The following is a 26,407-nucleotide window of genomic DNA, read 5'->3' on the forward strand; positions in this document are numbered from 1 at the left end:
TTATGAAAGATCTGGTTATTGTAGAGTCACCATCCAAAAGCAAGACAATTCAGAAGTATCTTGGGAGCGGCTTTGATGTCGTATCTTCCAAGGGACATATCCGTGATCTTGCGATCAAGGGCAAGGACGGACTGGGCGTTGACATTGAAGATCACTTCAAGCCGACGTATGTCATTTCCAAAGATAAGAAAGATGTCGTAAAGGATCTGCAGACACGTGCATCCAAAGCGGATCATGTCTATCTTGCGACCGACCCGGATCGTGAGGGGGAGGCGATTTCCTGGCATTTGGCTGAGGTTCTCGGCCTGAATGAGCAGGACACCAATCGGGTTACGTTTCATGAGATTACGCATGATGCGGTTATTGATGCGTTCCATCAGCCGCGTGCCATTGATATGGATCTGGTCCATTCCCAGGAGACGCGCCGGATTCTGGATCGGATCATCGGCTTCAAGCTTTCGAAGCTGTTGCATTCCAAGATTCACTCCAAGAGTGCCGGCCGTGTGCAGTCGGTCGCTTTGAAGCTGATCGTGGAGCGTGAGAAGGAAATCAAGGCTTTCGTTCCGCAGGAGTACTGGACCGTGGATGCGGAGTTTATCAAGGACGGTCAGAAGTTCACTGCATCCCTTGCAAAGTTCAACGGAGAAAAGGCGGATAAGGTTCCGGCCGAGGTGGCCAAGAAGGCTGCGGAAGCCTGCCAGGGCCCCTTTGAGATCACCAGCATCAAGATTGCGGAAAAGAAGACCGCTCCTTTCAAGCCGTTCATCACATCAACGCTTCAGCAGGAAGCCAGCACGAAGCTCAGCTTCAGTGCGAAGCGGACGATGGCAGTTGCTCAGCGTCTGTATGAAGGCATCGATATCGGAAACGGTCAGGAAGGTCTGATCACCTACATGCGTACTGACAGTACGCGTCTTTCCAATGTGTATATGGCGGCGGCGCATGATCTGATTCAGAAACAGTTCGGCAAGGAATATTCCGGCTGGTATCAGGCAAAGAATGATGCCAATGCCCAGGATGCCCATGAAGCGATCCGTCCCACCAGTCTTGCGAATGATCCGGAAAAGATCAAATCCTATCTGACCAGTGAACAGTACCGGCTTTACAAACTGATCTATGATCGCGCCCTTGCGTCGCAGATGAGTGCAGCTGTCTACAGCAGTGAGACGGTGACACTGTCGCAGAACGGATATGACTTTACGGCCAGCGGATCACGGCGTACGTTTGACGGCTGGCTGAAGGTGTATGGACCGTATTATTCGAGCAAGGATACGGTTCTTCCGGAGTTGAAGGAAGGCGAGAAGCTCAGTGCTTCGAGCATGAAGCCGAACCAGCACTTCACGGAGCCGCCTGCCCGCTACAGCGAAGCGCGTCTGATCAAGGCGATGGAAGACGAGGGCATCGGCCGTCCGTCGACCTATGCGATGATCATCGATACGATTCAGGCAAGAGGCTATGTGAAGCTGGATCGTTCGTCGCCCACGAGCCGCACGAAGGTATTCTTCCCGACGGAACAGGGCATTCTGACAACGGAAAAGCTGGATGAATATTTCTCGAGCATCATCAATGTCAAGTACACGGCGGCGATGGAAAGCGACCTCGACCTCATCGCGGAAGGCAAGGCGGATGAGGAACAGACGCTGGAGCAGTTCTGGGCAAAGTTCTCGCCGCTGCTGAAAGAAGCGGACGAGAAGATGGAACGTACGGCTCCGGAACTGGTTGGCGAAAAGTGTCCGGAGTGCGGCGGTGAACTTGTGTACCGCAATGGCCGCTTCGGCCGTTTCATTGCCTGCTCGAATTTTCCCAAGTGTCGTTATTCACGCAACCTTGAGGACAAGACGAAGGAAAAGCCGGAGATGACGGATAGGATCTGCCCGAAGTGCGGCGCCAATCTTCTGAAGCGCAAGAGCCGCTTCGGAACGTATTTCTATGGCTGTTCACGGTATCCGGAGTGCCATTACATGGAGAATGAGGCCGGCGAAGAGATTATCTCGAAGCGTGACCGCTACAAGAAGGCAGCCGCCGCTGCCGAGGAAACGGCAGAAACGTCAGCAAAACCTGCGGCTAAAAAGACAATGGCAAAGAAGGCTGCCGCAAAGAAGACAACAACCAAAAAGACAACAACCACAAAGAAAACGACCACCAGAAAGACAGCAGCGCGCAAAACCGTGAAGAAAACGGACGCTGCAGAAGAATGACGAAGGTTACGGTAGCCGGAGCCGGTCTGGCGGGCTGTGAGGCGGCGTATCAGCTGGCAAAGCGCGGCATTGATGTTGATCTTGTGGAAATGAAGCCGGCGAAGAAGACACCTGCCCAGGCGGAAGATACGTTTGCGGAGCTGGTATGTTCCAACAGTCTCAAATCGACTTCCCTGACGACGGGACCGGGTCTTCTGAAGGAAGAGATGCGGCGCATGGGTTCCCTGTTGATTGAGGCAGCCGATGCGACGGCGCTGCCGGCCGGCAGTGCACTGGCCGTTGACCGGCAGAAATTTTCCTCCTATGTGGACCATGCGGTCCGCAGCAACTCTCATATTACGGTTGTTGAAAAGGAACTGGATTCGATTCCCGAAGGACCATGCATTATCGCCACAGGTCCGCTTTCTTCCGATGCGATGATGGAGGCGCTGAAGAACCTTCTGCACAGCGATGCCTGCTACTTCTTTGATGCGGAAGCCCCGATCGTTACCGGCGATTCCATTGACATGACAAAGGCGTACCGCAAGTCGCGCTATGACAAGGGCGATGCGGATTACATTAACTGTCCCATGGACCGGGAACAGTTTGAAGCGTTCTATGAAGCCTTGATCAGTGCCGAGACGGTACCAATCCGTTCCTTTGAAAAGGAAATCTACTACGAAGGGTGCATGCCCTTTGAAATCATGGCCAGACGCGGCAGGCAGACGCTGCTTTTCGGACCGATGAAGCCGGTAGGTCTGCAGATGCCGGACGGTCGCCGCCCTTATGCGGTTGTTCAGCTGCGGCAGGACAATGCGGAAGCTTCACTCTACAACATTGTCGGCTTCCAGACGCATCTGACCTGGGGAGAGCAGAAGCGCATTCTGCATATGATTCCAGGTCTGGAACAGTGCGAGATCGTCCGCTATGGCGTCATGCACCGGAATAACTACATCAATGCCCCGACCTGTCTGAAGGAAACCTATCAGTCCAGGGTGCGGGATGATCTGTTCTTTGCGGGACAGATCAGCGGCGTCGAAGGATATATGGAAAGCGGTTCATCGGGTCTTCTGGCGGGAATCAATATGGCCAGATGCCTTGCTGGAAAGGATCCTCTGGTCCTTGGACCGGAAACGATGACCGGAGCCCTGGCACATTACATTGCCAATGGCGATGCGTCGAATTTTCAGCCGATGGGTGCTAACTTCGGCATCGTTCATCTGGAGGCACTGGTCACCAAGAAACAGCGGCGGGAGGCAATCGCGAAGCAGGCTCTGGACCGGATTGATCAGCTGGTGGGCAATGGACTTTGAAGAGGCACTGGACCGTTTTCTGAAACATCTTGCCTTAAGCCGTACAGGCTCCAAAGATACGGATGATGCCTATCGAAGGGACCTGACGCGGTTTATTGAATGGCTGAAGGATGCGAAGATCACGAGCCTGGAAGATGTGACCAAGGAAGATATCAGCCAGTATGTGACGGATCTGCGCTCGGGAAAGATCGGTGGAAAGCCCCTGAGCAATGCGAGCTATGCGCGCAATCTGTCATCGCTGCGTTCGTTTTTCCGTTATCTGAATCAGTATGAAGGCATCGACAACAATCCGGTGGCGATGTTCAAAAGCAGCAATCAGCGCCGGCAGCTGCCTGAGGTATTGACGTTTGATCAGACGGAGCAGCTGCTGAACAGCTTTGACCTTACGCAGCCGAAGGAAATCCGCGACCGGTGCATCCTTGAGGTGCTGTATGCCTGCGGTCTGCGTGTGAGCGAGTGCGCCGGGCTGAAGGTGGCGGATATTGATCTTGACAGCGGATATCTCAGGGTGCACGGCAAGGAATCAAAGGAGAGAATCGTACCGTTCTATCACCGCTGTGGACAGCTGATCGAGCTGTATGAGAAAGAAGTGCGTCCGCAGTATATGGAAAAAACACCGGAACACGGCATCCTCTTTGTCAACCAGCATGGTCATCCGATCAGCAGCCGGGCAATTGAGCTTCTGGTGGAGCAAAGCGGAGAGAAAGCAGGACTCAACATGCACCTGCATCCGCATATGCTCAGACACAGCTTTGCCACCCACATGCTCGATAACGGGGCGGATCTTCGTACGGTTCAGGAGCTGTTGGGGCATGCAAGTCTCAGTACGACGCAGATCTATACGCATGTTATGTCGGACCGGCTGAACCGGGTGGTTCAAAATGCACATCCGTATGCGAAAAAAGGGAAATAGGGCTTTGCAAGGGCAGGAACCTGTGCTATAAATATTCAGGCTTATTCCTGCCTTTTTTGTGCGCGGAATAAGACGACGCACGCGGTGGATCCGTCATCCCGTGTGCATGGTCAGCAGGACATGCATTGATGACGCTCGAAGCCGTCGATGGAAAACTAACGGAAAGGAAGGTAAAAAATAAATTATGACCGTTATCTCCATGAGGAAAATGTTAGAGAATGGTGTTCATTTCGGACATCAGACTCGCAAGTGGAACCCGAAGTTCCGCCCGTACATCTACACTGCCAAGAACAGCATCTACATCATCGATCTCGCAAAGACCGAGGAGATGCTCGACACGGCATACAACGCTCTCAAGGAACTGACCGAGAACGGTGGAAAGGTTCTCTTCGTCGGTACCAAGAAGCAGGCACAGGCTCCGATTCTTGCGGAAGCTCTTCGTTCCGGTTCCTTCTATGTCAACCAGCGCTGGCTGGGCGGCACACTGACCAACTTCCGTACGATTCAGAAGTCGGTCAAGAAGCTTGCAGACATCGAAGAGATGGAAAGCAAGGGAATGCTTAGCGTCTATACGAAGAAGGAACAGGCTGAGATGCTCAAGCAGAAGGACAAGCTTGAGAACTTCCTTGGCGGTATCAAGGAAATGAAGAAGCTCCCGGATGCTCTGTTCGTTGTTGATCCGGTTGAGGAGCACAACGCAGTTGCTGAGGCCCGCAAGCTTCACATTCCGGTCTTCGCTCTTGTTGATACGAATGCGGATCCGACGGTCATCGATTATCCGATTCCGGCAAACGATGATGCAGTCCGTTCCATCACTCTGATGGTCGGCGTCATGGCTGATGCAATTGCTGAGGCTAAGGGCGGTGTTCTGGAATTCGCTCATCAGGAAGATGAGAGCGTCGCTGATATCACCATGAAGGATGTCATGGTTGAGGTTGATCGTCAGGCTGCTGAGTATGAGAAGCGCAAGCGTCAGCGGTATGAGGAGCGCCGTCAGCAGATGCAGCAGGGCCGCGGCGGCAAGTTCGGTGCAGGTGAGCGCCGTGTCTTCCGTCGTTCGGATCGTACAGGTGCAGCAGCACCGGCAGCCAAGGCTGATGCTCCGGCAGAAGCTGAAGCAGGCACAGAGGAGAAGGCAGCATGACAATTACTGCTTCCATGGTTAAGGAACTGCGCGAACAGACCGGCGCAGGAATGATGGACTGCAAGAAGGCTCTTGTCGCAACGGATGGTGACATGGCCAAGGCAGTTGACTGGCTCCGTGAAAACGGTGCCATGAAGGCTGCAAAGAAGGAAAACCGTACGGCTGCGGACGGTCTGAGCAAGGTTGTCGTCAACGGCAACAAGGCTACGATCGTCGAGCTCAACTCGGAGACTGACTTCGTCGCCAAAAACGAGAAGTTCCTGGCTCTGCTGGACAGCACGGTCAATGCAATCGCTGCTGCTGATCCGAAGACTCTGGATGAGGCTCTTGCTCTCAAGGGTGCTGATGGTACGACGCTGGAAGAGGAAATCGTCCAAGCCCGTGCTGTCATCGGCGAAAAGATTTCTCTGCGCCGCTTTGCGAACGTTGAGAAGACGGATGATGAGGAGTTCGGTACCTATATGCACAATGGCGGTCTGATTTCGGCTGTCGTTGTTGTCAAGGGCTCCAAGGATCCGCAGGTTGCCAAGAACATGGCAATGCAGGTTGCGTCCATGGCTCCGGAATATGTTTCGAGCAAGGATCTGCCGGCCGAGGTTGTTGAACATGAGCGTCAGATTCAGACAGAGCTTATGAACAATGATCCGAAGAACGCAAACAAGCCGGATGCGATCAAGGCCAAGATCATTGAGGGCAAGATTTCCAAGGCTCTCGAAGATGTATGCCTGGTTGATCAGATCTTCTTCCTGGATCAGGACAAGAAGGTCGGCGCATGGCTCAAGGAGCAGGGTGCTGAAGTCGTTACGTTCGTCCGCTACAAGGTTGGCGAAGGCATCGAGAAGAAGCAGGAGAACTACGCAGAAGAAGTTGCCAAGATGGCAATGGGCAAGTAAGCCGGCTGCGAAGCTCTGCATATTCACGCATGAAACAGGGGACCGTGAAAACGGTCCCTTTTTTCGTGGCCGGTATTCGTTTAGAATATAGGGCAGAAAAGAGATACACATGGAACAGTCAGCACCCGTATTATGGATTGTCATTCCCTGCTACAACGAGGAAGAGGTTCTTCCCATCACCGCTCCCGAATTTCTGGCGGAGCTCAATGATCTTTCAGGGAAGGGAAAGATTTCACCGGATTCACGCATCCTGTTTGTCAACGACGGCAGTTCGGATGCGACCTGGAGGATTATCAGCGATCTTTCCAGATCCGATCCCCACTATACAGGCATGTCCCAGTCCCGCAACCGCGGCCATCAGAACGCTGTTCTTGCAGGTCTGATGGAGGCGAAGGATCATTGCGACATCACCATCAGCATTGACTGCGACGGACAGGATGATATTCATGCGATGGAAGCCATGGTTGATGCCTACCATGATGGCTGCGACATCGTCTATGGCGTCCGCAGCAACCGTGAATCGGATACCTGGTTCAAGCGCACCAGTGCCCAGAGCTTCTATAAGTTTCTGAACAGGATGGGCGTCGAAGCTGTTTATAACCATGCGGACTATCGTCTTGCTTCGCGGCGCGTTCTCGAAAATTTGGCGAATTTTCATGAAGTGAATCTGTTTCTCAGAGGCATGTTCCCGCTGGTGGGCTTTAAGAGCACATCGGTTTACTATGAACGTCATGAGCGTCTGGCAGGCAAGAGCCATTATCCGCTGCGCAAGATGATCGGGCTGGCGGTGGATGGTGTTACGTCTCTGAGCATTGAGCCGATTCATATCATTGCAAGGGTCGGCTTCCTGCTGGTTCTGGCCGGAATCGTCGGCATTCTCTGGGCAATCATCCGCCGTCTGACGGGCAACACGGTGACCGGCTGGGCAAGTCTCATGTGTGTGATCTTCTTCATCGGCGGCATCATCATCGCTTCCCTTGGAGTCATCGGTGAATATGTGGGCAAGACCTATATGGAAGCCAAGCACCGTCCCCGCTACATTATCAGCGATCGTACGGAATCACTGCTCGACAGCGAAAACGAAAATACCAAACAATGAAAAAATCGCAGGCTGTTGATTCAGTCTGCGATTTTCTTGAGCATTTCCTGTCTGACATAGGCCGAAGCACTGCCGGGAGCGACATGGAAGGTGCCGGTTCCGTATTCATCAGTTTGAACAGGATCACAATGCCCCAGCGCATCATAGAGAACCGTATTGGCAAATGCCCCGGAGCAGTTCATCGTTTTTTCATTCCGGTCGCGGTCCGTGAAGATGACGACGGCGCCGCTGTCAGGATGATGATCATCGCCCGTACGGACAAACCCGACCGTATCGGCATCATCAAAGTAATCCAATTCGTCGCCATAGGCCGCATCACGGCGCAGTTTCATGAGTGCCGGCAGTTCCTTCAGTCCGGAAATATCCGTGCCTTCGATGCCGTAAAGGTCACCTTCAAAGACGCACGGCACCATGTCCTTCATCAGCAGAATGCAGGCGTAGGCCGCCGGCTGAAACCATGGTGTTACATAGGATTCCAGCGCCTGCCCGGGCTGCGTATCGTGATTGTTTACAAAGGCGATCGCCTGATCTTTCTTGCGCTGAATCAGCGTATTCTGAAACAGACTTCCCAGATCATAGTTTCCATTGGCATGGGAGATATCGAAGAAGTGAAAGTGCAGAGGAACATCGAAGAGGCCGAACTCATCCTGCAGACTTTCCGCATCTTTCAGCAGACGGTCAACATCGCCGCTCCAGTACTCGCCGATTGCGGGCAGCTCTTTTCCGGTGAGGCTGCGCATGGTCCGGATCCAGCTGGCAATGAAGGGGCGGCTGATATGCTTCAGAGCATCCATGCGGAAGCCGTCAATGCCCGTGAAATCCAGATACCATTTCCCCCAGCGGACGAGTTCTTCCTGGACAAACGGCTGGTCCATGTCGAGATCACATCCCATCAGGAAGTCGAAATTGTCATTGTCGGGATCGACGTTGGGATCCCAGTGCTTGCCATCGAAGAGATAGATTCCCTTCTGTCCGGTGCGTTCATCATAATCACAGCCGTCGAAACAGGAGGCATTGTACTGAAACGGATCGTAGATGCCCTTACGGCCGGGAAAGGTAAATTTTGTCCAGGCATCAATTTCATACGTGTCACTGAGAAAGTGCAGACGGTCGTTGGGATCGCAGCGGCGGACTTTGACAGTTTCCGTTTCATCCGCTCCCAGCCGCTGGTTGAAGACAATGTCTGCCAGAGCGAGCATTCCATGGTCATGAAGAGAGCGGATGCAGGCAAGGTAGGCATCTTTGGTCCCGTACTTGGTTCGGATGGTGCCTTTCTGATTGAATTCACCAAGGTCATACATGTCGTAGACGCCATAGCCGACGTCATGGATGCCTCCAAAGCCTTTGTAGGCCGGAGGCATCCAGACAGCGGATACGCCGAGCTCTTTGAGCCGGGCTGCCTGTGCACGCAGGCGGTCCCAGAAGGTGCCGTCGCCGGGCGAGTTCCAGTTAAAGCACTGGTAGATCGTTGGGTTTTCATCCGGGTAAAGATCACGCTGCACTGCCATGAGATTCCTCCGGAAGATGGGAAAGGATGTAGCCTTCACGCACGCACCCGGATGAGATGCGGATTTCACTGGCATGATAGGCACGGCAGATGCCGAGGATCATGTTGAGACCCGGCAGAAAGACGGGCCAGCGTGAAGAGCGGACAACTTTGTGCACAGCATCGATATAGCGGGGATCATTGTCTTTGAGATGCTGGAATACCTGTTCCAGCATCTGTACGTTCATCGTATTGCCGCAATGGAACATTTCATTCATTACCAGTCCGGCGGCGCGGTTTGTGCCACCGATGCCGATGAGAGTGGAAGAAGGAATGGACATGAGCTTTGGATGATCCTCCAGAAATGCATGCAGGGCATCATCTGCTGTACACTCTTCCAGCGGCAGGCGGCTGAGGCGTACACATCCCAGCGGTATGGAAGCAGCCTCGACGATTCCATTGTTTTGAAAGGCGATGAGTTCCGTAGATCCTCCCCCGACATCGAAGGCGTTTCCGGTTTTGATATCGCCTGTATCGATGCGGCTGCCGAAAAAATCGTAGGTCGCTTCCTGCTGGCCGCTGATGGCGTCGACATCGATGCCTGCTTCATGAAATGCGGCAAGCATTTCTTTCCTGTTATCGATATTCCTTGCCGGCTCCGTGATGAAGGCAAAGGTGCAGTCCGGCCGGTAGGCGTCGATGGCCTGACGGTACTGGCTCAGTACGTTGCAGGCTGCTTGGATGCCTTCCGGCTTCATATGATGTGCTTCTTCGTCGATGTAGCTGACGAGGCGAACGGCATTGGAGGTGTTGGAACAAAGATGAAGACCCTCCCGGTCTTTGGTATAGAGATTCAGAACGACGGTATTGGATCCGATATCGACAATGGCAATTTTCTTCATGGCCTGCTGTTTCCTCCCGGTGTCGTTGGACCTTTCGCTGAACAACGTAAACCATTATAATGGAGGAAAGAAAGCAGAGGAAAGTACAGAACAATGTATAAGCGTGTACTGTTGAAGCTGAGCGGTGAAGCCCTGCAGGGCAAGGAAAAGAATTTTGACCCGCTTGTTTTGAAGAATCTCGCGAAGCAGGTGAAGGAAATTCATGATCTTGGCGTTCAGGTCGCAATCGTTGTCGGCGGCGGCAACTTCATTCGCGGCAAGACGGTTGCTGAGATCGGCATCGACCGTGTGCAGGGTGATTATATGGGGATGCTGGCGACGATTATCAATGCGCTGGCGATTCAGAGTGCTCTGGAACGGGAAGGTGTTGTGACCCGTGTACAGACGAGCATCGAGATGCCGAAGGTTGCTGAGCCGTTTATTCAGCGGCGAGCTGTTCATCATCTGGAAAAGGGCATCGTTGTCATCTTCGGCGGCGGCACGGGATCGCCATTCTTCTCGACGGATACGACGGCGGCGCTGCGTGCATCGGAGATTTCGGCCGATGTCATTCTGATGGCGAAGAATGGTGTTGACGGTGTGTACAGCGCAGATCCCAAGAAGGATCCCAATGCGGTGAAGTATGATCATCTGACCTATATGGATCTGTTGAATCAGGGTCTGCAGGTCATGGATTCGACAGCCACCAGCATGTGCATGGACAATGACATTGAGCTTCTCGTCTTCAACATGAATGAGGACGGTAGTATTGTTAAGGCAGTACAGGGTACGGTTCAGGGAACCGTGATCAATAAGAATTCAGACTGAAAAAGGAGAGAAAAAGGCATGTCTTACCCGATTATTGATTCGTCCAAGGAAAAGATGGACAAACAGATGGAATTTTTCCACGAGCAGCTCAACACGGTTCGTACAGGTGTCGCCAATGCGGCCATGCTCAATGGCGTTGAGGCAGAATATTACGGATCTATGACGCCGCTCAATCAGATCGCCAGCATCAAGGTTGAAGAGGGCAGAACGCTGGTCATCAAGCCGTATGACCCGTCCTCTCTGAAGGATATTGAGAAGGCGCTGAACAAGGCGGATCTCGGTATTGCGCCGCAGAATGACGGCACCGTTATCCGTCTGGCTGTTCCGCAGCTGACTGGCGAAACGCGTAAGGAGATGAGCAAGAAGGTTTCCAAGATCGCGGAAGATGCTAAGGTGCAGATCCGCAACATCCGCCGCGATGCGATGAATGTCGTCAAGAAGGACAAGACCGTAGACGAAGACACGCAGAAGGATATGGAAGATGAGATCCAGAAACTGACGGACAAGTATACGGATCAGATCGCTGCCATCGCTGACAAGAAGTCTAAAGAAGTAATGAACGTGCAGTAATACTGCCGGCCGCCTCCCTTCGGGGAGGCATTTTTGGACAGCAGGAAGAATGCTATAATTTTGGCATTCAGGAGAAAGCTATGAACGAATGCAGACATGCGGCCATCATCATGGACGGCAACGGACGCTGGGCAAAGGCCCATGGAAAACCACGTACCGCCGGTCATCTGGCGGGGGCGGACAATGTGCGCACCATTGCCATTGCGGCGGATCAGCTGGGCATCCGCTATCTGACGCTTTATGCGTTTTCAACGGAGAACTGGCGGCGCTCGAAGGAAGAAGTCGGTTACATCATGAAGCTGCCTGCCTATTTCTTTAAGAAGTACATGCAGGAATTTCTGGATCGCGGCTTTCAGATGCATATGATCGGAGAGCTGGATGCGCTTCCGGCCGATACGCGCAGGGTACTTCTTGATGCGGTGGAAGAGTCGAAAAACAATACCGGACTGTCACTGAACATCTGCATGAACTATGGCTCGCAGCGGGAGATCCTCCTCGCTGCTCGAAGGTACGCGGCCGATGTACGGGACGGGAAGGCAGATCTGAATCTTGATGAACACGGCTTTGAACAGTATCTGATGACGGCAGGCATGCCGCCGGTGGATCTTCTGATTCGAACAAGCGGAGAACAGCGGATATCGAACTATCTGCTGTGGCAGATTGCCTATGCGGAGCTGGAGTTTGTTCCGGAAAGCTGGCCGGAGTTTACGCCCGAGGTTCTCAAACGCTGTCTGCAGGAGTACTATGCTAGAGACCGGCGGTTTGGCGGTGTGGCCGGTGAAAAGCCGGTTGGAAGCGCGGCAAATCTCTGAGGTGTGTCTATGAATAAAATGTTGAAGAAATCCCTGGTTGCGCTGATTCTGATTGCGTGCGTTTTGCCGCCGTTTCTGATCGGCGGCATTGCGATGGACATTCTTGTCGGTGCGATCACGGCGCTGGCAGCGGTGGAAATCGCTTCGCTGGAAGATGGGAAGCGGCACTATGCGTTTGCGGTCGTCATTTTCGCTGCCGTGGAGCTGATGACCTATACGGAAGATGTGACGGTTTCCTTTTCAATCAGTATGTGGCTGTTCTTCCTCTTCTGCTGTGATCTTGCCAGTGAGAAGATGACGACGGACCGGATTGCCTATACCTTCATCATGTCTATGATTCTGATGCTGGCATGGCGCGGTGTCGACCGCATTTGCATTCACGGCTTCAACGGACTGATGATGCTGTTTGTGGGCATTGCCTGCTACATGTGCGATACAGGTGCCTATTTCATCGGTAGTTTCTTCGGCAAACACAAGATGAATCCGCGCCTCTCTCCGCATAAAACCTGGGAAGGTGCGATCGGAGGCTATGCGGTTGCCGTTGTGTGCGCGCTGCTGTGGGGCTTCCTGGTGATGATTCCATACGCTCCAAAGACAGCTCCGGCAGAGCTGGTTGTTGTCGCAAGCTTTCTTCTGCCGGCGGTTGCCGAGGTTGGCGATCTGGCTTTTTCTGCCATCAAGCGCAGATGGGGCATCAAGGACTACGGCTCACTGCTGCCGGGACATGGCGGCATCCTGGACCGGATTGATTCGCTGCTCTTCTGTCTGATGGCCTTCAACGGTCTTTTGATTCTCTGGAGTCTGTGATGAAGAGGCTGTTATTGCTGGGTGCTTCGGGTTCCATCGGCGTACAGACACTGGATATCGTGCGCCGCTTTCCTGAAGAATACTTTCTTGTTTCGTTCGGCGTCGGTCACCGGATCGAAAAGGTAGCTGAAATTCTTTCCGTGTTCCCGGAGGTTTCTTCGTTTTCGGTTGCCGAGGAAACGGATGCCGAAGAATTAAGAAAACAGTATCCGGACAAGGAAATCCTCTCTGGCGATGAGGGAATGATCACTCTTGCCGAGAGGGATGACTATGATCTGCTGGTGAATGCACTGGTTGGTTTTGTTGGTTTTCTGCCGACGTATCGGGCCATTGCGGCGGGGCATGATGTGGCCCTTGCCAATAAGGAGACACTGGTCTGTGGCGGAGCGCTGATTGAAGCAGCGCTGAAGAAATACGGTCGGAAGCTGTATCCGATTGACAGTGAGCACAGTGCAATCTGGCAGTGTCTGCAGGGAAACCGGAAGGATCAGGTGGAACGTCTGATCATCACATGCTCCGGCGGACCGTTCCGTACCTTTACGAAGCAGCAGCTTGCTTCGGTAACGGTGACTCAGGCGCTGGCGCATCCGCGCTGGACGATGGGTGCGAAGATTACGATTGATTCGGCGGATCTGATGAACAAGGGCTTTGAAGTGATTGAGGCGCACTGGCTCTTCGGTCTGCCGTATGAGAAGATTGATGTTGTCGTGCATCCGGAGAGTATGATTCACTCGATGGTGGAGTATGTGGACCACAGCGTGATGGCGCAGATGGCTGTTCCGGATATGCGTCTTCCGATTGCCTATGCTCTCAGCTGGCCGGATCGGCATCCACTGCCGGTGGATGCGCTGGATCTTTTGAAGGTTGGTTCACTTCATTTTGAGGCACCGGATACGGATCGTTTCCCTCTGCTGGCGCTCGCCTACGAAGCCGGAAAGGCCGGCGGCAATCAGGCGGCGATTGTCAATGGAGCCAATGAAGCTGCCAATGCGGCATTCCGCAGCGGGTTGATCGGTTTTACGGATATTACGCGGATTGTTGAGAAAGTTGTTCATTCCTCTTCCTATGAGGAGCTGAATGATATTGATGCGCTGCTGCGGGCGGATCGCTATGGGCGTTCTGCGGCAGAGGCGATGATACAAGGAGAACGTAAATCTTGAATACTTTTGTGATATTGATTCTGTTCCTGCTGATGTTGTCAGTGATCATCTGCATTCATGAGTGGGGACACCTGCGGGTGGCAAAGCATTTCGGGGTGTACTGCTTCGAGTACAGCTTCGGCATGGGGCCGGTGCTTCATCAGTGGAAAAAAGGAGAGACGGTTTACAGCCTGCGGGCTCTGCCCGTCGGCGGCTTTGTTTCGATGGCAGGGGAAGAAGACGGGGATGCGGCCTATCCGGATGTGACAGTTCCGGAAGGCAGAAGGCTGACGGATCAGGCGCCATGGAAGCGGATCCTGATCATGCTGGCAGGGATCTTCATGAACTTCGTGCTTGCCTATCTGATCTTTACGGGCCTGGTTCTTTACAGCGGGACGTACGTAACTTCGCCGGCGGCTGAGATTGCGGCGGTTGTCACGGACAGCCCGGCGGAAGCGGCCGGGCTGCAGGCAGACGATGTCATTGAAAAGCTCACGTTTGCGGATGGCTATTCGGTATCGCCGAAGACCTTCACGGATCTGCAGTATGCGCTGGCGGCGGATGATTCGTTTCCGATCACCTTTACGGTGAGCCGCGGCGGGACGGATGTTGAGGTGGCGGTGACGCCGGTATATGATGAAGAGGCGGAAAGCTACCGGATCGGAATCCAGGGGCCGCAGGCGGCAGTTCATGATGTCAATGTTCTGAACTGTTGGAAATACGGTGCCATTGAGATGGTAGATCTGACGCGGGCGATGTTTCAGTCGATCGGACGTCTGTTTACGGCCGGCGGAATGAAGCAGCTGAGCGGACCGGTCGGTATCTATTCGGCGACGGAGCAGTCGGTTTCCTATGGGGCGATCGGATATCTGGTGCTGATTGCGGAGCTTTCACTGAATGTTGGCATCTTCAATCTGTTTCCGCTGCCGGTGCTGGATGGGGGACAGGTGCTGTTTACCATCGCCGAGTGGATCAGCGGTCATCCGGTGAACCAGAAGGTGAAGATGGCGATGATGCTGGCGACATGGGCGCTGCTCATTGTGCTGATGATTGCCGTGACATGGAATGATATTGGACGTTTAGTCTAAGGAGGGAAAATGGCAACGATTCTTGTGACAGGGGGCACCGGATATATCGGGTCCCATACGTGTGTATCTCTGCTGAACGCGGGATACGATGTTGTGATTCTGGACAATCTTTACAATTCGAACATCCATGTGCTCGACCGGATTGAGACAATCACCGGGAAGCGGCCGAAGTTCTATGACGTCGATATTCTGGACCGCACCGGTCTGGAAAAGGTATTTGATGAAAATCACATTGATGCGGTGATTCACTTCGCTGGATACAAGGCAGTCGGTGAGTCGGTTCAGATTCCGCTGACGTATTATCAGAACAATATTGCCGGTTCACTGAACCTGTATGAGATCATGGCCAAGCACGGCGTCAAGACGCTTGTCTTCTCTTCCAGTGCGACGGTCTACGGCAATCCTGAAAAGTGCCCGATCCCTGAGACGGCAAAGGTCGGCGGAACGACGAATCCTTATGGTGCAACCAAGGTGATGAATGAAAGGATTCTGGAAGACGTAGGCAGGTCGGACAAAGCCTGGTCCGTTCTGCTGCTGCGGTATTTCAATCCGATCGGTGCCCATCCGTCTGGACTGCTGGGCGAGGTGCCAAACGGCATTCCGAACAATCTGGTTCCTTACATTGCACGGGTTGCCAACGGTACGCTTGAGTATCTGCGTGTATTCGGCGATGATTATCCGACGCCGGATGGTACAGGAGTTCGTGACTACATTCATGTGTGCGACCTTGCGGATGGACATGTGAATGCGGTGAAGTATGCTCTGGAACATAAGGGCGTGGATCACATCAACCTTGGTACGGGCCATGGCTATTCGGTTCTCGACGTTCTGCATGCCTATGAAAAGGCCTGTGGAAAGAAGATTCCGTACCGCATTCTGCCGCGCCGTGCAGGTGATATTGCGGAGTGCTATGCAGATCCTGGCAAGGCGGCGAAGCTGCTGGGCTGGAAGGCAAAGTACGATATTGATGACATGTGCCGTGATTCCTGGAACTTCACGCTGAAGAATCCGAACGGCATTGAATGAAATAGTGCATTGATAAAAATGTCGGCGATCTAAATTTTTCTGGGGAGGCCTCGAAATCGAAGTGAAATAACCTGGGGTCTCGGGGCACCCCAAAAAGGTTTATCCGCCATGAAGCCGTCTGGTAAAACAGGCGGTTTTTCTTATGGAAACGAAAAGGAGACGGGCCCGTTAAGGCTGCGTCTCCAGCAGTTCTTCGTATTCGTCCAGAAACATCTCGCAACAGATGGCGATGTGGGCAAGCATCTCGTCTGTACTCAAGGCATACAGGATCCTGTTGTTCGTATGGTCGTGCTGCTTCAGCTCACTTTCAATGCCGCGCATTAATCGCTGCGCTGAGCGGCACATTCGGTTCAGGGAACGGATGCGGGGCTGCAGATATAGTTCTGCTTCTTTGCCATACAAACGGGCTCCTTCTGCCGTGATCCACACCTGGTCGTATGTTAATCCGTTTGTTGTCATTGCTTAACCTTCTTTGGCGGAATGACAGGGTTCAACAATGGCCGGGAGCTCTTCCTGAGCACATAGAGGCAGCGGTTGCGGAATCTGTCCCAGTTGGTATATCCGTTGGCTGCTTTTTTGATCGTCTTGATGATTGAGTTCCGGTTCTCCATCAATCCGTTATTCAGTTTTATGTCGGACACTACCACCTGGCCTGTGTCCTTATCGACTGTATGACGCTGCTTTACGACAATGAAGGAGTTGATAATCTCCTCTCTCCAGCTGATCAGGGTGCGGGAGAACTCTTTCATTTCCGGAATACCACTGGCTGCGAAGGACTGAATCAGTTTGTTCAGCTCCTGGGGAGCAGTATCGTAAGTGCAGTTGTCATAGAAGTCCACAACGTCATCCTTGAGGTCCCATGCCTTTTTCAAATCGGGATGAACGGCTTCGATCATGGCTTTAATTTCGTAATAATTGAGGAACCGGTTCAGCTTGCGGTTCATTTTCCTTGGATGGCCGGGATCGAACAGCTTTTTACCATCTTTGTCTCTGGCGTCCAGCCGCTTGAATATCATCCAGTTGAATGTCTTCAGCAGATAATACTCGTTGGTTTGTGTTTTTGTGCCTTCAATATATTTTGGAGTCTGCTTCATTACTCTGATCCGGACGCTGTCAGCCTTTCTGGAGAGCTCCTGGCTGACATGATAATGGTCAACGGAATGATAGGCCTTAGGGAACAGCTGACGTATGATGGCGCGGTATTCACTATACATGTCCGTGGCAATCATTTTGACGCGCTTTCGCTCTTCCACTGGGATTTTGAGAAAGTAGCTGAGCAGATAATCTTTTCTTCTGCTTGGCAGGATATCCACCGGCTCCTGTGACTCAAAGTCGAGAATAACGAACACATATTTTGAGTTCTCTCCCGGATGATAAAATGCGTAGTTCTCATCCCAGCACATCAATGTGGGCAGAGGTCTTCGCGCCTCCTTTACGTGGGCATCGAAGACGGAGGCAGCGGTTGTGGGAGAGATGTGATACCGCTTAGCGACGGAAGCGAAGGTCTCGGTCTGAATCTTCAAATCGTTCAGAATGTTTTCAACCGTGAGGGCGGAGATGTGCTGCTTCCTGAAACAGAATGGATTGTTCTCATAGTACGTTCGATGACAGACAGGACAGATGTACCTGCGGGCATGATAGAAGATGGTGCACTCACGATCAGTAAAGACGCCGTGGCTTATCTTCTTGTCAATGTAGTCCTTAACCCTTGGCAGGGTACAGCCGCAATCGGGACAAGGCGGATGATCCGGCCGCAGTAAAACATGGACAGACGCACTGCCATTGTCATTATGGAAGATGACATTCTCCACACTGCCTGTATCGAGGTTAAAGAATTCAAGAATGGCCTGTTTATCAGATTGTTCGGACATAGATCTTCTCCTTTGAGCCCAGCATAGGGGAAGATCAGGAAAGGCCCAAGTCAAAGTCATTTGGCCCATTCAGGCAGAGATTGATTCCGGCCACCCAGCCACTGGAAGAATCATATTCCGGAGCCCGGCGGACATCACGCCGGAATAGAACACGAAGCTGTTGAAGCAGCGAATCAGGCGGATCAACCAGCTTCAGGAAAATCCGGAGCTGCACAATGAGCTTATCGAGCCATTTGTTCCAACGGTAAACGGAAGAATCGGAAGGAAGCGAATAACGATCAAGATCCAGATCATTGTCCAGAGCCGATTCGATGGTCTGCACCGAGTAGTGCTTGTAAGGGACAAGGAAATCAGGGAGGACACGGTGATGTCGTCCGTTGGAAGAGACGACGACAGGGATCCAGATCCAGTAAGAACCTTCTGGCGTTTTAACGCATCTTCTGGCTGTTCCACAGTGATTCATTGACAGGCCTGTTTCAGGATCCAAAACAGGATCGCTGCATTCCATCAAAAATCGCCCGGATGATTAGGATGTTTAACAATTTTGTATTGTGAATGTGATACACTAACCATGGTTTTGGTTGTGGGTTCAGAGGTTGCTGGGAAGCTTGACTCTGAACCTTTTCCTTTCTGTTGATGTCTTACCGCATAATAATCGGCAAATACGAAAAAGAGAAGGCCTGAGTGCCTCCCCATGTAAGTTTGGAGCTGTTTTTCTTCTCCCGGATAGTCAACCCCAGGATTTCTTAGAGGCACCCCGAGACCCCATCTATTTTTAGATAGTCAAAATGTCGGATCCCAACTGGATCCGGCATTTTTTAGCGGTGGTGCTGTTGTGTGCAATTTGGATTTTTTCGGTACCTGATTTTACTTTTTTGGTTAATAACACCCTCAAGCAAATAGAGAATCTATGATATATTCCACTTGGATTCACATGGGTTATTTACCGGAAACTTGGAGGTTAATTCAATGAAGCTGCGGGACGATTTTCTCTGGGGCGGCGCTACGGCGGCGAACCAGTGCGAAGGCGCCTATCTTGAAGACGGCAGAGGGCTTTCCAGCGTGGATGTAATTCCGGCGGGGCCGGACCGAATGCCAGTGGCACGGGGACAGATGAAAATGCTGGCGTGCGATGACAGACATATGTACCCTGCGCACGATGGCATTGATCTTTATCACCACTATAAAGAAGACATCGCAATGTTTGCGGAAACCAAAGCTCCGGCTGCGGTGCTTTTTTCATGCAATCACGGGTATAATAATCGATATCTATGGGTAAGAAAAAACATACAGTCGGTATTCTGGTTGGCATTGTGATTGTTCTTGCGGCGGTGATTATTCTGCTTGCGGTCCTCGCTCTGCAGCCGAAAGAGAATACTTCAGGCAATACCATTGGTCAGGATGCAGTGCTGGCGACGGCGGGTGCACAGGCACTTCCGCCGCAGAGTGATGATCTGAATGCGCTGAGTGTGCGTCTGAATGATTATCAGGTTTTTTCCTTTGATGATCTTGATTTCAAATTCATCATTGCCAATATTCATGTGGAGGGAACAGCCCCGCTGAATGTCTCTCTGTCGCACTTTACGACCAGTGAAGGAATTGCACTGAGTGATGTTGACAGCTATGTGAACCTGCTTGAAAGCGATGATTATTTCCTTGGGCGTCAGAATGTGATGTTTTCGCTGATCTCGCAGACATCTCCCTTTGATGCCAATATCTTCATTCCGATCAAGGACAAGGCGGCAGCGTCGCTGACTGTTACCATGGACTTTCAAAGCCGCGCTCTTTCGTTCCAGACCTCCACGGCGACCGGAACAAAGGATATGCTCATGTATAAGAGCGGCGATGTCATTACCGATGGCAGGTCGTATCAGATGACCGTCAGTGAGGCGCGTGAAATTACGGGTGAGCCGCTGTATCAGACGGTGAACGGTGTTCAGCAAGAATATCTTCTGCCTTCAACGACAAAGGTATATGCCTTCAAGGTGCAGGCAGTGTCGCTGTGGGGCGACACGATCGTCATTGAAGAGGCTCAATATGTGCCTCGGGATTCCAGTGAGGTGTTTGAGGCTCTGGGAGCGGATATTACTTCAATCAGCGGCACCAATATGATCGGTCAGGAAATATCAGATCAACAGTCCGGGGACCTGTTCTTCTATGCCTATGATCCGGATGATCATCCGATTACCTATACAGGTGTTCTGAAGCTGAAGATTCAGGGGCAGGACAACTGGATTACGATCAATGTGGATCTGAACTAGGAAAGGAGAAGAATGAATGTTTAGGAAACTGCATGTATGGGCAGTGGCGGCCGGAATGATTTCTTCTCTTTTCACAATTATTCCGACGCAGGTGCAGGCGAAGCTGGTTACGGATCTGTATCCGATGTCCTGTAATGCCTTTGAAGTCGATTCAGTCGGTGCAAACAGCGGCGGCAGTATTACGTTTACCATGACGAAATGTACATCGGACTGGAACGAGGCGAAACAGGCGATGTATGCGCTGGGAGATGCCGGTGTCATCCGTCATTCTTCCTCCTGGTCGCCGACGAAGATCATCAATATGTCGTCGGGCATTGCGATCAGCTATCCCAAGCGTGACAACAGCAATACATTGACCATCAATCAGTACTACGATTTCTATTCCGGCAGTGAGCCGTATGACAATAAGACGATGGCGATCACCTACCAGCGGGAGATGCAGTTCAACGGCCTGTATTCCTGGAATGGCGATGGCAGCGGTCTGGTGCTTGTGACGGTATCGGGATTTACGGGCTATGCGCAGTTGCGGGATGTGGATCTTGTGCCGATGGTTGTGCTGAGCCATGGCTGGGGGATGTACCTTGGCGGCAGTGACAGTGAGAAGTATCCACAGGATCCGTACGGTCTCTGGCCGAAGCAGCAGTACTACCGGGTGGAGCGCAATGGCAACTATACGGATCTGGTGCTGCATTATTTCTATGAATACGGCCGCGATGGAAATGCAACGGAATATACAGCGGCGGTAGGACCGGCTGCAGAATGGATGAGCATCGGCGATGTCTACTACAGCTACGATAACTATACGTTCTACCGGGATCGCTACTGCACCGATCAGGCGGGTATCTACTATTCGTATTATCAGTTTCTGTTTCTGCGTTCCAGAACGAATATATCAGCTTCAACATTCAATACGTTCCTGGCGTCAAGGGGCTACAATTCGAGCAGTAAGCTCTGGAATACGGGTGATATCTGGCTGAAGGCGCAGGAGACTTACGGCGTCAATGCGGCCGAAATCTTTGCGCTTGCCTGCCTGGAGTCAGGGTACGGTACCAGTGATTATGCGATGAAGCGCAACAATCTCTTCGGATGGAATGCGGTGGACTCGGATCCGGATCAGGCGTCTTTCTTTTCTTCGGTGGAAGATTCGATCAATCAGATGATGGGAATCAATATCCGCAGCTTCATTGATATTCATGACTGGCGGTATTTCGGGTCACAGCTTGGCAATAAGGGATCGGGTCTGAACGTGAAGTATGCGACCGATAACCTGTGGGGCGTAAAGATTGCGTCGATTGCCTATGCGCTGGACAAGTGCAACAACAACAATGACGGGACGCTGACGGATTTCAATACGGGGAGCCTGGGCATTGTGAACAATGATACGCGCACCTACATTCTGAAGTCGCCGGGCGGAGATCGGCTGTACTTTACCTGGTATGGTCCGACGTATCAGATGAATCATACGCTTTCCATTCTGGCGGAGGTCAACGGCTGGTACAAGGTGCAGTCGACCAATCCTCTGGATGGCAGCGGAAACGTCATTTCCTTCTCCAACGGGGCGAATCAGAATTATTACAGCTATAACTTTGATACGATGGTCGGCTGGATCCGCAAGGATGAGGTGACGCTGATCAACAGTGCTCCGATTTCCAATGCGGGAATGGAAGCTACCGGTGATCCGGTGCGGACGCTCGATGCGCTCAGCTGGAATGAAAACGGTACGCTGCATCTGAGTGGAAAGAACTATGTGCCGGGTGTCTGGGTGACAGGGGATAACACCGTGTCGCAGACGCTGCATCTGGTGAACTTTGCCTTTACGGATGTGCAGCAGCAGAATCTGACCCTGTCTTCTTCGACGGATGCGATCGGCTGGTCGACAGATCTCGATGTGTCTTCGCTTGCCAATGGCAGCTACTTCTTCCGTATTGATGGAAGCTACAGCCTGACGACGGATTACAGCAGTTCGTGGTATGTGCCTTCGGTGGACAGTGCGCCTGCTTCTGTGATGCGCAACGGTCATTCGTACAGCTTTACGGCGGCCTCAGTGAACGGCAGTACGGTGCTGGTTCTCAGCGTGAGTGATGTGGATTGCGGCGCCAACGCGAAGTATGACGCTGACAGCAATGCCTGCGTATGCTTCGAAAATTACAACGACTGGACGGCAGGCAGCGGGTGTAACTATACGCCTTCTTCGCCGGCGGAAGAGGACGTGACGCTGATGAAGAGTGTTGAAAGCATCGGCTTCAGCGGCGACGATGATACGAAGCTTTCGGTGAGCGGCTATGCATTCCTGAGCGGCATGGATGCGGTCGATGGAACGAAGATATCGGCGACGGTTTCTCTGGAGCCTCTGGCGGGTGGTGATGATATCGCTGTCACGACGGCGACGATGAGCGGCAACGATGAGCCGGTTCCGCTGGGGGATGGTCATACCTATCAGTGGATCAACTATGCGGCGGATCTTGATCTTTCGTCCCTGACGGCGGATGAGCTGGGAACGTATTCGCTGAAGATTACGGTAACCAATGGCGATACGAGCCGGTCGGGCTATCTGTATCTGAATCTGAATACGGCGAAGCAGACGGAATTTGAAGGCGGAACTGTGGATCTTGGCGATGAGACGCAGGGCAGTCTGTATCTGAGTTCGAATCCGGTCTACCTTGGGCGGCTTGAGCTGGATTTTGCTCGCGGGTCCATTGATCGCAGCGTGATTTCCAAGAAGGTGCGCAATTCTTCGCGTTCGGGCGGTACGCTGTCGATTGATGAGAATGGTGTTCTGCGCATTCCGGATGGTTACGGCCTGCTGGCGGATACGAGCATGACGGCGGCCAATAAGCCGGCATTTGCGATTGATTTCCTTAATACGGATACGGGTGAAGTCGTCAGTGGGAAGGATCTTGGTACGGTGAATGCGAAGGCCTGTGATGTGGATCTTGGGACGCTGCTGGGATCGTCGTATTCGGCTACGGATGCGTGCTATGCGGCTGAGCTGGATCTTGCCGGAAAGGACACAGACGGGAAATATGTGCTGAGTGAAGGTACGTATGTTCTGTATCTGGATGTGTCCAGTACGGAAGACGGGACGACTTATCGCGATGTGTATGAGATGTACAATGTGATGCCTGTGCGTCCGGTTAAGGTTACGGTCGGGGATCGGACATATACGCTGCGGAAGGGATCGGTCCATAATCGGTATGAACTGACGATTGCGTCGAATGATGAGGCTTCGGCGGCTTCATCATCCTCTGCAGACGGGAAAAATTAAGGAGCCGGCGGATGATTGAACTTTACGCGAAAACGAAAATACTTTTGGCAGTTGCGCTGGCTATGGGCGGCGCAGCCGTCGGCACGACGGTGTACTACGTTGAGATGGTGAAGGACCCGGAGGCTGCGGTACCTGATTTTACGGGAAAGACAAAAACGGATGTCGAGAGCTGGGCCAAGGAGAACAGGGTTTCTTCGAGCCGCTATTCCTTCAGCTATGAATTCGATGAGACGATTGCTGAGGACGGTGTTCTTTCGCAGAGTATCCCGGCGGGTGAGATGCTTGGCAGGGAAAATGTGCTGGAGGTTGTTCTGTCTTCGGGCAAGGATCCGGATGCGTCGTTGACGTTCCCTGACCTTTCAACGATGAGCCGGGAGGAAATCGAGAAGTGGTTTGAGGACAATGGCTTTACGAATGTGAGCTATGCCTTTGCGGAAGATGACAGTGTGGAGGCGGGCAGCTTTCTGAAAGCCAGTGTGGAAGCCGGTGCGCAGGTGAAGCGGTCGGATGCGATTACGGTTACCTTTGCGACGGGCGGTGACGGGGCAGATACTGAGATTACGGTACCGGATTTTTCGACCTATTCCTACAAAAATATGCAGGCATGGGGCCTGACAAACGGGGTGACGATCAAGTTTGTCAATGAGCCGAGCTCCACCGTTGCCAAGGGTGCCTATATTTCGCAAAGCGTCAAGGCCGGTACGACGGTGAAGGCGGGATCGACGATTACAATTACGCTTTCTTCGGGCAAGGCGACGGATGTTGTGAACTATGTCGGCAAGACGAAGAAGGAGGCGGATGCCTGGATCTCGAACAATGGTCTGAAGGCGGTGTACCGTGAGATCTACAGTACTTCCGATGCGGGTATGATCGTGAGTCAGAATCCTTCGTCCGGAACTGTTTCCAGCGGCGGTTCGGTGACATTCGAGGTCTCTGTGGGTAAGGTGGATGTGACGGACTTTACCGGCAAGACGAAGACGGATCTGGATAATTTCGTTTCGGCGATGAATGCAAAATACAACAGTTCAGCGAAGCTTACGGTGAGCTACAAGGAAGTGGAAAGTGATCAGGCGGCAGGTACGATTCTTTCGCAGAGTGTTTCGGGGCTGGTAAATCCGGGAACAGCGGTTTCGGCGGAAGTGGCCGTTGGCAAGAAGGTGACGGTGACAAGCTATGCGGGCAAGTCGCTGGACAGCTTCCGCAGCTATCTGAGTTCGCTTGGACTTTCGCTGGGAAATGTGAGCTATGCCTACAGTGATTCGGTAGCGTCGGGAAATCTGATTTCCAATGATACGGGTACGTATTCGGCGGGTGCTTCGATCAACTGCCGGGTATCGAATGGTGCCTATACGTGGGATCCGGGCAGTGCAGCCAAGGCAGGTCAGTCCTGGAGCAGTCTCTATGCGGCTTCGGCGACGGCGCGTGCCAATGGCTATTCGCTGACGAAGACCGATGTGGAAAGCAGTACTGTTGCGGAGGGTTTGATGGTGTCTGACTGCTCGATCAGCGGGAAGACGATTGCGTGCCAGGTGTCGATCGGTAAATATGTGACGGTTGATAACGTTGTCGGCAAGGATAAGGATGCGGCACAGTCACTCCTGCAGAACGCCGGTCTTTCCGTGACACTGGTGGAGCAGCCGGAGTACAGTGATACGCCGGCGGGACAGATCATCGGTCAGTCGATTGCGGCCGGTACGAAAGTGAAGGCTTCGACGGCAATTACGCTGACATATTCGAAGGGGCCGGAGCCGGTTGTGATGGGTACGATTCCGAACTTCCCCTTCAACAGCCTGTATGTCGGGGCGACGAATCAGAATGAGAAAATGATCGGCTATATGACGTCGGAGCTCAATAAGGCCGGTTTCTATAACATTTCGTTTGTGAAATCGACAAGTTCGCCTTCCTATGGCTTTGTGTCAATGAAGACTGCGGATGGTGCCGATGTGAATCCGGGGGATTCGCTGAATGTGAAGACGCAGATCGTTGTGACCTATGGTGAACCAAGCAACGGTTGATAAATTTGAGAAACAGTGATCAGAAGGGTCCGGGGAGAGAATCTCTGGACCCTTTTCGTAATGGATGCGGGAATCACCTTCCTTCCGGCTATGAAAAGGCAGAGAGGAGAATGAAGTATGGGTAAGGTGATGTCAATTCCGCAGGAAGAGCGTCCGCGGGAGAAGGGGCTGCGCTATGGCGTAGAGGCTTTGAGCAACCGGGAGCTGCTGGCAATTCTGATCCGGTGCGGGACGAAGGAACATTCGGCTCTGGAGGTGGCTGACAGTGTGCTGGCAAAGGCGGAAGGGATCTGCGGGCTGGGCAGTCTGGATATTGCGGAGCTGGATGCGATTCCGGGCATTTCGCAGGTGAAGGCGCTGGAGATTTTGAGCAGTCTGGAGCTGGCGCGGCGGGTTGCCTTTGAGAAGACACTGAGTCAGGATGTGGTGCGCAGTCCGGAGACGGTATATGACTGGCTGCAGCAGAAGATCGGCGCCGAGGAGCAGGAGAGGTTTATGGTGCTGTTTCTTGATACGGCGAACCATATTCTGAAGGCAGAGACGCTGTTTATCGGTACGACGCAGTCTTCGCTGGTTTCGCCGAAGGACATCATGCGCCAGGCGGTGAAATATGCGTGCATGAGCGTGATTCTGGTTCACAATCATCCCGGCGGCACCCTGCAGCCAAGCAAGGAGGATATGGAGATGACGCGGCGCATCATTATGAGCGGGCTGCTGCTGGGAGTGAAGGTTGTGGATCATATCATTGTGACCCGCAACGGCTGTATGAGCTTTGCGCGGCAGGGGCTGATTGAGGCGCTTACGCCCGGGCGATAAATG

22 protein-coding genes and 1 pseudogene are annotated in these 26,407 nt (G+C 52.7%); 18 read left to right on the forward strand and 5 right to left on the reverse strand.

Translation table 11 applies throughout. The features are described from left to right. Positions 1–2: 2 nt before the first annotated feature. The 6 genes from topA (at position 3) to C1714_RS08025 (ending at position 7,539) form a co-directional block, all read left to right on the forward strand. Positions 3–2,198 (forward strand): type I DNA topoisomerase, encoded by a 2,196-nt coding sequence (topA, locus tag C1714_RS08000; RefSeq protein WP_102342689.1) that lies wholly within the window; start codon positions 3–5, stop codon positions 2,196–2,198. Then, complete coding sequence (gene trmFO / locus C1714_RS08005) at positions 2,195–3,490, forward strand: methylenetetrahydrofolate--tRNA-(uracil(54)-C(5))-methyltransferase (FADH(2)-oxidizing) TrmFO (protein WP_102342690.1); 1,296 nt, start codon at positions 2,195–2,197, stop codon at positions 3,488–3,490. The genes topA and trmFO overlap by 4 nt, the downstream gene beginning before the upstream one ends. Then, the gene (xerA, locus tag C1714_RS08010; RefSeq protein ID WP_102342691.1) at positions 3,480–4,403 is read left to right on the forward strand and encodes a site-specific tyrosine recombinase/integron integrase; all 924 of its coding nucleotides are present in this window, start codon (positions 3,480–3,482) and stop codon (positions 4,401–4,403) included. Before trmFO ends, xerA begins: the two co-directional genes overlap by 11 nt. A 184-nt stretch (positions 4,404–4,587) precedes the next feature. After that, a complete protein-coding gene (gene rpsB / locus C1714_RS08015) occupies positions 4,588–5,547 on the forward strand; it encodes a 30S ribosomal protein S2 (RefSeq protein WP_102342692.1) in 960 nt (319 codons plus the stop codon). Beyond that, the gene (tsf, locus tag C1714_RS08020; RefSeq protein WP_102342693.1) at positions 5,544–6,440 is read left to right on the forward strand and encodes a translation elongation factor Ts; all 897 of its coding nucleotides are present in this window, start codon (positions 5,544–5,546) and stop codon (positions 6,438–6,440) included. The genes rpsB and tsf overlap by 4 nt, the downstream gene beginning before the upstream one ends. A gap of 109 nt (positions 6,441–6,549) precedes the next feature. Then, positions 6,550–7,539, forward strand: coding sequence for a glycosyltransferase family 2 protein (locus C1714_RS08025; protein ID WP_102342694.1), 990 nt, complete (start codon positions 6,550–6,552; stop codon positions 7,537–7,539). Between the two features lie 20 nt (positions 7,540–7,559). Here the strand turns inward: C1714_RS08025 and C1714_RS08030 are convergent, their stop codons facing one another. Next, positions 7,560–9,047, reverse strand: coding sequence for an alpha-amylase (locus tag C1714_RS08030; RefSeq protein WP_102342695.1), 1,488 nt, complete (start codon positions 9,045–9,047; stop codon positions 7,560–7,562). Then, the gene (locus tag C1714_RS08035) at positions 9,031–9,927 is read right to left on the reverse strand and encodes a Ppx/GppA phosphatase family protein (protein ID WP_102342696.1); all 897 of its coding nucleotides are present in this window, start codon (positions 9,925–9,927) and stop codon (positions 9,031–9,033) included. The genes C1714_RS08030 and C1714_RS08035 overlap by 17 nt, the downstream gene beginning before the upstream one ends. A gap of 93 nt (positions 9,928–10,020) precedes the next feature. Between C1714_RS08035 and pyrH the strand changes: the two genes are divergently transcribed. The 7 genes from pyrH to galE all read left to right on the forward strand — a co-directional run bounded on the left by pyrH (position 10,021) and on the right by galE (position 16,176). Further along, positions 10,021–10,734, forward strand: a complete 714-nt coding sequence (gene pyrH, locus C1714_RS08040; protein WP_102342697.1) for a UMP kinase — start codon at positions 10,021–10,023, stop codon at positions 10,732–10,734. An 18-nt stretch (positions 10,735–10,752) separates the two neighbouring features. Further along, positions 10,753–11,304 carry a ribosome recycling factor gene (gene frr, locus C1714_RS08045; protein ID WP_102342698.1) on the forward strand — a complete coding sequence of 184 codons (552 nt, stop codon included), beginning with the start codon at positions 10,753–10,755 and terminating at the stop codon, positions 11,302–11,304. A gap of 80 nt (positions 11,305–11,384) precedes the next feature. Then, a complete protein-coding gene (gene uppS / locus C1714_RS08050) occupies positions 11,385–12,116 on the forward strand; it encodes a polyprenyl diphosphate synthase (protein WP_102342699.1) in 732 nt (243 codons plus the stop codon). A gap of 9 nt (positions 12,117–12,125) precedes the next feature. Further along, a complete protein-coding gene (locus C1714_RS08055) occupies positions 12,126–12,923 on the forward strand; it encodes a phosphatidate cytidylyltransferase (RefSeq protein WP_102342700.1) in 798 nt (265 codons plus the stop codon). After that, positions 12,923–14,083, forward strand: a complete 1,161-nt coding sequence (gene dxr / locus C1714_RS08060) for a 1-deoxy-D-xylulose-5-phosphate reductoisomerase (RefSeq protein ID WP_102342701.1) — start codon at positions 12,923–12,925, stop codon at positions 14,081–14,083. The genes C1714_RS08055 and dxr overlap by 1 nt, the downstream gene beginning before the upstream one ends. Then, positions 14,080–15,150 (forward strand): M50 family metallopeptidase, encoded by a 1,071-nt coding sequence (locus C1714_RS08065; protein WP_245305081.1) that lies wholly within the window; start codon positions 14,080–14,082, stop codon positions 15,148–15,150. The genes dxr and C1714_RS08065 overlap by 4 nt, the downstream gene beginning before the upstream one ends. Positions 15,151–15,159: 9 nt before the next feature. Beyond that, the gene (galE, locus tag C1714_RS08070) at positions 15,160–16,176 is read left to right on the forward strand and encodes a UDP-glucose 4-epimerase GalE (protein ID WP_102342702.1); all 1,017 of its coding nucleotides are present in this window, start codon (positions 15,160–15,162) and stop codon (positions 16,174–16,176) included. A 168-nt stretch (positions 16,177–16,344) separates the two neighbouring features. On the opposite strand, the gene C1714_RS08075 is transcribed toward galE, so the two are convergent. The 3 genes from C1714_RS08075 to C1714_RS08085 are packed head-to-tail and all read right to left on the reverse strand — an operon-like array spanning position 16,345 to position 18,555. Next, the gene (locus C1714_RS08075; protein WP_102341339.1) at positions 16,345–16,635 is read right to left on the reverse strand and encodes a hypothetical protein; all 291 of its coding nucleotides are present in this window, start codon (positions 16,633–16,635) and stop codon (positions 16,345–16,347) included. Continuing rightward, on the reverse strand, positions 16,632–18,047 hold the full coding sequence (locus C1714_RS08080; RefSeq protein ID WP_167849913.1) for an ISL3 family transposase: 1,416 nt from the start codon (positions 18,045–18,047) through the stop codon (positions 16,632–16,634). Before C1714_RS08080 ends, C1714_RS08075 begins: the two co-directional genes overlap by 4 nt. 34 nt (positions 18,048–18,081) lie before the next feature. Then, on the reverse strand, positions 18,082–18,555 hold the full coding sequence (locus C1714_RS08085) for a DUF6431 domain-containing protein (protein ID WP_102342704.1): 474 nt from the start codon (positions 18,553–18,555) through the stop codon (positions 18,082–18,084). 461 nt (positions 18,556–19,016) lie between these two features. On the opposite strand from C1714_RS08085, the pseudogene C1714_RS08090 reads away from it, so the two are divergent. From C1714_RS08090 to radC, 5 genes and pseudogenes are all read left to right on the forward strand, one after another. Then, positions 19,017–19,259, forward strand: a pseudogene (locus tag C1714_RS08090) (family 1 glycosylhydrolase); the annotation flags it as partial. 59 nt (positions 19,260–19,318) lie between these two features. Continuing rightward, positions 19,319–20,308: a hypothetical protein gene (locus C1714_RS08095; protein ID WP_135567920.1), complete on the forward strand. Its 990-nt coding sequence runs from the start codon at positions 19,319–19,321 to the stop codon at positions 20,306–20,308. A 16-nt stretch (positions 20,309–20,324) separates the two neighbouring features. After that, the gene (locus tag C1714_RS08100; RefSeq protein WP_102342706.1) at positions 20,325–23,573 is read left to right on the forward strand and encodes a glucosaminidase domain-containing protein; all 3,249 of its coding nucleotides are present in this window, start codon (positions 20,325–20,327) and stop codon (positions 23,571–23,573) included. An 11-nt stretch (positions 23,574–23,584) separates the two neighbouring features. Continuing rightward, positions 23,585–25,588, forward strand: coding sequence for a PASTA domain-containing protein (locus C1714_RS08105; protein WP_102342707.1), 2,004 nt, complete (start codon positions 23,585–23,587; stop codon positions 25,586–25,588). A 117-nt stretch (positions 25,589–25,705) separates the two neighbouring features. After that, positions 25,706–26,404, forward strand: coding sequence for a RadC family protein (gene radC / locus C1714_RS08110; protein ID WP_102342708.1), 699 nt, complete (start codon positions 25,706–25,708; stop codon positions 26,402–26,404). Positions 26,405–26,407 lie beyond the last annotated feature (3 nt).

The sequence above is a fragment of the Galactobacillus timonensis genome (genome assembly GCF_900240265.1).
In the GTDB taxonomy this organism is placed as follows: Bacteria; Bacillota_I; Bacilli_A; order Erysipelotrichales; family Erysipelotrichaceae; genus Bulleidia; species Bulleidia timonensis.